This is a genomic window from Flavobacterium sp. (genome assembly GCF_043780635.1).
Classification (GTDB): domain Bacteria; phylum Bacteroidota; class Bacteroidia; order Flavobacteriales; family Flavobacteriaceae; genus Flavobacterium.
The window spans coordinates 22,491-29,702 of the sequence record NZ_JAYWCK010000059.1 but is presented as its reverse complement, the minus strand read 5'-3'; the positions used below and the strand labels follow the sequence as shown (position 1 = coordinate 29,702).

6 protein-coding genes are annotated in these 7,212 nt (G+C 32.8%); all 6 read left to right on the top strand.

The genetic code is table 11. The features are described from left to right. Nucleotides 1-310 (top strand): 50S ribosomal protein L19 (gene rplS, locus ACH2BV_RS05460; protein WP_395049716.1); only part of this gene is annotated, 310 nt, incomplete at its 5' end. Nucleotides 311-562: 252 nt separating this feature from the next. Further along, nucleotides 563-1,786: an isocitrate dehydrogenase (NADP(+)) gene (locus ACH2BV_RS05455; RefSeq protein ID WP_395049715.1), complete on the top strand. Its 1,224-nt coding sequence runs from the start codon at nt 563-565 to the stop codon at nt 1,784-1,786. Between the two features lie 126 nt (nt 1,787-1,912). Next, nucleotides 1,913-4,294, top strand: a complete 2,382-nt coding sequence (locus tag ACH2BV_RS05450; RefSeq protein ID WP_395049714.1) for a carboxypeptidase-like regulatory domain-containing protein — start codon at nt 1,913-1,915, stop codon at nt 4,292-4,294. 5 nt (nt 4,295-4,299) lie between these two features. Further along, nucleotides 4,300-5,121: a DUF4249 family protein gene (locus tag ACH2BV_RS05445; RefSeq protein ID WP_395049713.1), complete on the top strand. Its 822-nt coding sequence runs from the start codon at nt 4,300-4,302 to the stop codon at nt 5,119-5,121. Nucleotides 5,122-5,347: 226 nt separating this feature from the next. Then, nucleotides 5,348-6,010 carry a thiamine diphosphokinase gene (locus ACH2BV_RS05440; RefSeq protein ID WP_395049712.1) on the top strand — a complete coding sequence of 221 codons (663 nt, stop codon included), beginning with the start codon at nt 5,348-5,350 and terminating at the stop codon, nt 6,008-6,010. A gap of 100 nt (nt 6,011-6,110) precedes the next feature. Further along, complete coding sequence (rlmF, locus tag ACH2BV_RS05435) at nt 6,111-7,055, top strand: 23S rRNA (adenine(1618)-N(6))-methyltransferase RlmF (RefSeq protein WP_395049711.1); 945 nt, start codon at nt 6,111-6,113, stop codon at nt 7,053-7,055. Nucleotides 7,056-7,212 lie beyond the last annotated feature (157 nt).

Genomic DNA, 7,212 nt, shown 5'->3' with positions numbered 1-7,212 from the left:
AAAAAAAGATTTCCCTGAATTCGGAGCTGGTGATACTATCACAGTTTATTACGAAATTAAAGAGGGTGAAAAAACAAGAACACAGTTTTTTAAAGGTGTTGTTATTCAAAGAAGAGGTTCTGGAAATACAGAAACTTTTACTATTCGTAAAATGTCAGGTGCAATTGGAGTAGAGCGTATCTTCCCAGTAAACTTGCCAGCTTTGCAAAAAATTGAAATCAACAAAAAAGGTCACGTTCGTAGAGCTAGAATTTTCTACTTTAGAGAACTTACTGGTAAAAAAGCTAAGATTAGAGATAAAAGAAGATAGTCAAACATCTCTTTATTATAAAGTCCCGATATTTTCGGGACTTTTTTTTTATAATTTTTTCCACAGAATTAATGATTTGATAAAAAAAAGGCTTCTCTCTTTTAATTTCTCGTTTATGAAAGCAAAAAATAAAGATTTCATAATTCATTTTATGTAAATATAAACTTAATGAAAACGAATTCCTTTAAACGAAAACGTTTTATTATCTTTGCGGCGCACATTATAAAAAAATAAAATTCACAACAATACATTATGACAAAAATTAAAGTAGCTAATCCAGTAGTTGAATTGGATGGCGATGAAATGACTCGAATTATTTGGTCATTTATCAAAGAAAAATTAATTCTCCCTTATTTAGAATTAGATATTAAATACTACGATTTAGGAATTGAAAGTCGAGAAGCTACGAATGACCAAATCACGATTGATTCGGCAGAAGCTATAAAAAAATACAATGTTGGTATCAAATGTGCCACAATTACACCAGATGAAGAACGCGTGAAAGAATTTAATCTTTCAAAAATGTGGAAATCTCCAAACGGAACTATTCGTAACATCGTGGGCGGAACCGTATTTCGCGAGCCAATCATTATGAAAAACGTTCCAAGATACGTTCAAGGGTGGACAAAACCTATCGTTATTGGTCGTCACGCTTTTGGAGATCAATACAAAGCCACCGATACAGTCATCAAAGGAAAAGGGAAATTAACAATGACTTTTGTTCCTGAGGAAGGCGAATCAAAAACTTGGGAAGTTTATGATTACGAAGGTGACGGCGTTGCTATGGCAATGTATAACACCGACGAAAGTATTTTTGGATTTGCGCATTCATCATTCCAAATGGCTTTGACCAAAAAATGGCCTTTATTTCTTTCTACAAAAAACACGATTTTGAAAGCTTATGACGGTCGTTTCAAAGATATTTTTGAAGAAGTATATCAACAACATTACAAATCAAAATTTGAAGCAATAAAAATCACTTACGAACATAGACTTATCGACGATATGGTTGCGTCTTGTATGAAATGGAACGGCGGATTTGTTTGGGCTTGTAAGAACTACGATGGCGATGTACAGTCAGATACTGTAGCACAAGGATTTGGTTCACTAGGATTAATGACTTCTGTACTGGTAACTCCTGATGGAAAAACTGTTGAAGCCGAAGCTGCTCACGGAACCGTAACACGTCACTTTAGAGAGCATCAAAAAGGAAGAGCAACTTCTACTAATCCAATTGCATCCATTTTTGCTTGGACAAGAGGTTTGGAACACAGAGGAAAATTAGATGGAAACCAAGAATTAATTGATTTTTGTCATACTTTAGAACAAGTTTGCATCGATACCGTTGAAAGCGGAAAAATGACTAAAGATTTAGCGATTCTTGTTAAACCAGAAGGAATGACTGCAGACGATTATTTGACAACCGAAAATTTCTTGGCAGCAATTAAAGAAAACTTGGAAGCTAAATTAGCATAAGTTTTTTATGATTATAACGTAAAAGGCGACCCAAAACGGTCGTCTTTTTTTATTAGTAATTCATTAACATATGTTGATAGTAATTTGAATTTTATTTTACGAAATTTGTATCTCAAAATTTCAACAATGATTTCAAAGAAAATTGTCACCTTATTTCTCTTTATTTTAGCGACACTACATTCTTTTTCTCAAGAAAAATTCACAATCAGCGGAACAATTACTGATGCTAATAGCAACGAAACTCTAATTGGCGTAAACGTTACAATCCCTGAACTAAAAACAGGAGTTCCCACAAATGAATATGGGTTTTATTCGCTTACGCTGCTAAAAGGAATTTATAAAATTCAAATAACCTATTTAGGCTTTCAGACTATTGAAGAAACAATAGACCTAAACCAAAACACAAAAAAAAGTTATAACCTTATTAGCAATGAAACTGTTTTGCAAGAAGTAATTATTATTGATAATAGCAACAAAGCCACAATTCGAAAACCTGAAATGAGTGTTAATAAATTATCCATTTCTACCATCAAAAGAATGCCGGTTGTTTTTGGAGAAGTTGACATTATAAAATCGCTTTTATTGCTTCCTGGAGTTTCAAATGCTGGCGAAGGAGCATCAGGATTTAATGTTCGTGGTGGTGGAGCTGACCAAAATTTAATTTTATTAGACGAAGCAACAATCTTTAATTCCTCGCACGTTTTTGGTTTTTTCTCCGTCTTTAATCCTGATGCTATCAAAGATTTAAAGTTATATAAAGGCGGAATTCCAGCACGTTTTGGTGGCAGAGCATCATCTGTTTTAGATATTTATCAAAAAGATGGCAGCAGCAAAGGATTTCACGTAAATGGAGGAATTGGATTAATAACCAGTAAAATTTTGGCCGAAGGACCAATTGTAAAAGACAAAGGCTCTTTCCTAATAGGTGCAAGAACTTCTTATGCTCATTTGTTTTTAAAATTATCAAAAGATCAAAAAGACAATTCGGCATATTTTTATGACTTGAACACCAAATTGAGTTATAAATTGAACCCAAATGACAATCTGTATTTATCAGGCTATTTTGGCCGGGATGTTTTTTCTCTGAACAAAAGTTTTACCAATACCTATGGAAATGCAACTTTAAATCTGAGATGGAATCATCTATTTTCAGAAAAATTATTTTCTAATTTATCGCTGATTTACAGTGATTATTATTACGGATTAGACCTTGATTTTGTAGGTTTCAAATGGGATTCCGGCATCAAAAATTATAATATAAAATACGATTTTAAAAATTACATTTCAGATAAATTCAAATTGAATTATGGTGTAAACGGCATTTATTACAACTTCAATCCAGGAACCATTAAACCATCTAATGCAGATTCGGGCATTAATTACGAACAATTGGATAAAAAATATGCCTTTGAACCTGCTATCTATATCAATGCAGAACAGGAAATTTCTAAAAAAATATCTCTTTCTTATGGCTTACGATACAGTCTTTTTTATCGTTTAGGAAAATCTACAGTAAACCTTTATGCTGAAAACAATCCAGTAACTTTCAATTCGGATATGCAGATTTATGAAAATGCAACTTCTATTGGAACCAAATTCTATGATAAAAATAAGGCTATTCAAAGCTATAACAATCTGGAACCTCGTTTTTCTGCAGGATATCAAATTAATGATAATCAATCCATAAAAGCAAGTTACAATAGAATGGTTCAGTATTTACAGCTAGTTTCTAACACCTCATCACCAACTCCATTAGATGTTTGGACACCGAGTGATAATTATATCAAACCACAAATTGCCGACCAAGTGGCTTTAGGTTATTTTAGAAATTTCAAAGAAAATATGTATTCCCTAGAGGTAGAAACCTACTATAAAGAAGTACAAAACCGATTGGATTATATTGACGGCGCAAATTTAGTTGCCAATAATGCCATCGAACAAGTGATACTTAACGGTCAATTAAGGTCTTATGGATTAGAAATTATGCTTCGGAAAAATGAAGGAAAATTAAATGGTTGGATTTCCTATACCTTATCAAAATCTGAACAACAAACTCCAGGAAGGACAGCACAGGAAACCGGAATAAATAACGGAAATTGGTATAGTTCTGCCTATGACAAATTACATAATTTTGCTGCTACCGGATCGTATAAATTAAACAAAAAATGGTCCTTTGGTTCTAATTTTATTTTCCAAACTGGTCAACCTGTAACGTATCCAAATGGAAAATACGAATATATGGGCGTGTCTATACCAAACTTTGGATTAAGGAATGAAAATAGGCTTCCCGCCTTTCATCACTTAGATATTTCAGCTACTTTGACTCCGCATAAAAATGATAAAAGAAGTTGGAAAACCGAATGGGTTTTTAGTATTTATAATGTATATAACAGAAAAAATGCTGCTTCAATTACTTTCAGGCAAAATACGGATACCGGTAATAATGAAGCTGTAAAAACTTCAATATTTGGAGTTGTACCAGCCGTTAGTTATAATTTTAAATTTTAATCAAAATGAAAAAAATACAATTCTTTTTCGTGATTTTAATGGCAATTTTCTTCAACAGCTGTGAAGATGTTGTCACTGTAGATTTAAAAACTGCTCCGCCAAAACTTGTCATAGAAGCTTCTATAAACTGGCAAAAAGGAACCTTAGGGAATGAGCAGAAAATAAAACTAACAACAACCACGGATTATTACAGCAATACAATTCCAAAAGTTTCAGAAGCAACCGTTTTTGTAAAAAACAGTTCCAATTTCATTTTCAATTTCATCGAAAAACCAAATACGGGAGAATATATCTGCACCACTTTTATTCCAATAATCAATGAAACTTATACCTTAACGGTAATCAGTAAAGGCCAAACTTATACCGCTACAGAAACTCTAAAACCAGTGGCTCCAATAACAAAAATTATTCAAAATAACCAAGGTGGTTTTGATGGAAAAACTATAGAAATCAAAGCTTATTTCAACGATCCCGCTACCGAAGAAAATTATTACATGTATGGATATGGTTATCAAAATCCATTGCTAGACAATTATTATATAGGCGATGATACCTATTTTCAAGGAAATGAATTTTTTAGTCTTTCCCAAAATAGTGATTTAAAATTAGGCGATAATATAAAAGTAACACATTTTGGAATATCCAAAACGTATTCAAATTACATGAAAGTGTTGATTAGTATTGCAGGAAATAGCAATGGAGCTCCGTTTCAATCTCCATCGGCAACCGTGAGAGGAAACATCATAAATACGACGAATTTTGACAATTATGCTTTGGGATTTTTTTCGGTAAGCGAAACCGACATTCGAAATTATGTGATACAATAAGAAGCTATTCCAGCTTTCCTTTACAAAAAAACAGTGTTAAAAAACAGTTTTGCAAAGCTTTCAAGGAACTTCCGACGGTGGTTCTTGAAACCTGACGAAACTAAAGTTTTTAACACTGTTTTGTTTTTCATTACTATCTGGGCTAAAAAACCAGGAATAACAAATTCCCAGTTATGAATCACTATCTTTGCACTCGTAATTTTCAATTCGTAATTCACAATTAACTATGTCCTCACACCATATCGTTCGCGACGACCAAGAACCAGCTTTGATTATTGCCAACGGCGCTTCATGTAACATCGAATTATTGGGGCAATTACTCGAATGGTCTCCATTAGTAATAGTACTTGACTCAGCAATGGAACGCGTTATGGAATTGGGCATAAAAGTAGATGTTTTGTTAGGCGATTTCGACCGAGGATTTAATCCTGATTATTACAAGGAAAAACAATTTCCACTAGAAATTGTCCACACTCCAGATCAAAATAAAACCGATTTAGAGAAAGCTTTTGATTATCTTATCGAAAGAAAAATTCCTGCTGCAAATGTAGTTTGGGCCACCGGAAAACGTGCCGATCACACTATTACCAATATCACAAACATCACCCAATACAGAGATTTATTAAAAATTGTAGTTCTTGACGACCATTCTAAAATCTTTTTGTTGCCAAAAAAATTCGAAAAATGGTATCCGGCAAATACGCCTCTCTCTTTGATTCCCATTGGTAACGTAAACGGAATTCATTCCAAGAATTTATTCTATCCTTTAGAAAATGACACGCTGACCATTGGTTACAGAACAGGAAGCAGCAATCATGTTATAGAAGACGGATTAGTAACCATTGAACATAACGATGGTGATTTATTACTAATGGAATGCTGGGATTAAGTCAATCAATCTGATTCAAAAAATCTGTCAAAAATCTGTTTTTATTCTATTCATCCGTGTTCCAATATTTACAACTATCTTTGCCACCTGAATAGAAAAAATGAAACTGAAACCGATTATCGAAAAAACCAATTTACATCCCAGAAATCAACACCGATTAGGATATAATTTTGAACAATTAAAAACAACTTATCCTGAACTCCAGCAGTTTGTTGCAATCAATGAACATAATATTGAAACTATTGATTTCAGTAATCCTCAAGCTGTAAAAGCACTCAATAAAGCCTTGTTAATCGCAAATTATGATATCCTAAATTGGGATATTCCAGAAAATTATCTTTGTCCTCCTATTCCCGGTCGAGTTGATTACATTCATTATATTGCTGATTTACTGGCTTCAAACAACAATGGAATAATCCCCGAAGGCGAAAATGTTCAAGTGTTGGACATTGGCATAGGTGCCAATTGTATTTATCCAATATTGGGGAACTCCGTTTATAGCTGGTCTTTTGTTGGTACAGAAATAGATGAAAAAGCCATTCAAAACTGTAAAAAAATCATTGAAGACAATCCAAAATTAATGGATGCAATAAGTCTACAACTCCAAACCGAATCTCGTTTTATTTTCAAAAATATAATCACACCCGAAGACCGATTTGCTCTGACGATTTGCAATCCACCATTTCATTCCTCTCAAGAAGAAGCCACGAAAAGCAGTATCAGAAAAATAAATAATTTGGAAAATACCAAAACTACTAAACCTATTTTGAATTTTGGTGGTCAAAATTCTGAATTATGGTGTGATGGCGGAGAATCTGGTTTCGTAACACAAATGATTTTCGAAAGTGCAAAATATCCTATGCAATGCCTTTGGTTTACTACTTTAGTTTCCAAGAAAGAAAATCTTTCAAGTTTTTACAAAACATTGAATAAAGTAAATGTTGCTGAAGTAAAAACCATAGATATGGCTCAAGGCCAGAAAACCAGTCGAATACTTGCTTGGACTTTCCAATCAGAAACTCAACAAAAAAACTGGAAGTTTTAAAAAAATTTTGCCTAGAAAAATAATTCTGTATTCAATAAATATATTGGATAATTTTTCAAATTAAGTACTATTAAATCAGCAAATAAAAAGAATAAATTTACTATTTTGATAAAAAAGTAATAAATTTAGTAACAATTTTACGTTTTTTTGTTTTATT

What these genes read in the sequence shown, in the direction of transcription:
- ACH2BV_RS05455 (WP_395049715.1), top strand. Translation starts at nt 563, where the DNA reads ATGACAAAAATTAAAGTAGCTAATCCAGTAGTTGAATTGGATGGCGAT.
- rlmF (WP_395049711.1), top strand. Translation starts at nt 6,111, where the DNA reads ATGAAACTGAAACCGATTATCGAAAAAACCAATTTACATCCCAGAAAT.
- ACH2BV_RS05450 (WP_395049714.1), top strand. Translation starts at nt 1,913, where the DNA reads ATGATTTCAAAGAAAATTGTCACCTTATTTCTCTTTATTTTAGCGACA.
- ACH2BV_RS05440 (WP_395049712.1), top strand. Translation starts at nt 5,348, where the DNA reads ATGTCCTCACACCATATCGTTCGCGACGACCAAGAACCAGCTTTGATT.
- ACH2BV_RS05445 (WP_395049713.1), top strand. Translation starts at nt 4,300, where the DNA reads ATGAAAAAAATACAATTCTTTTTCGTGATTTTAATGGCAATTTTCTTC.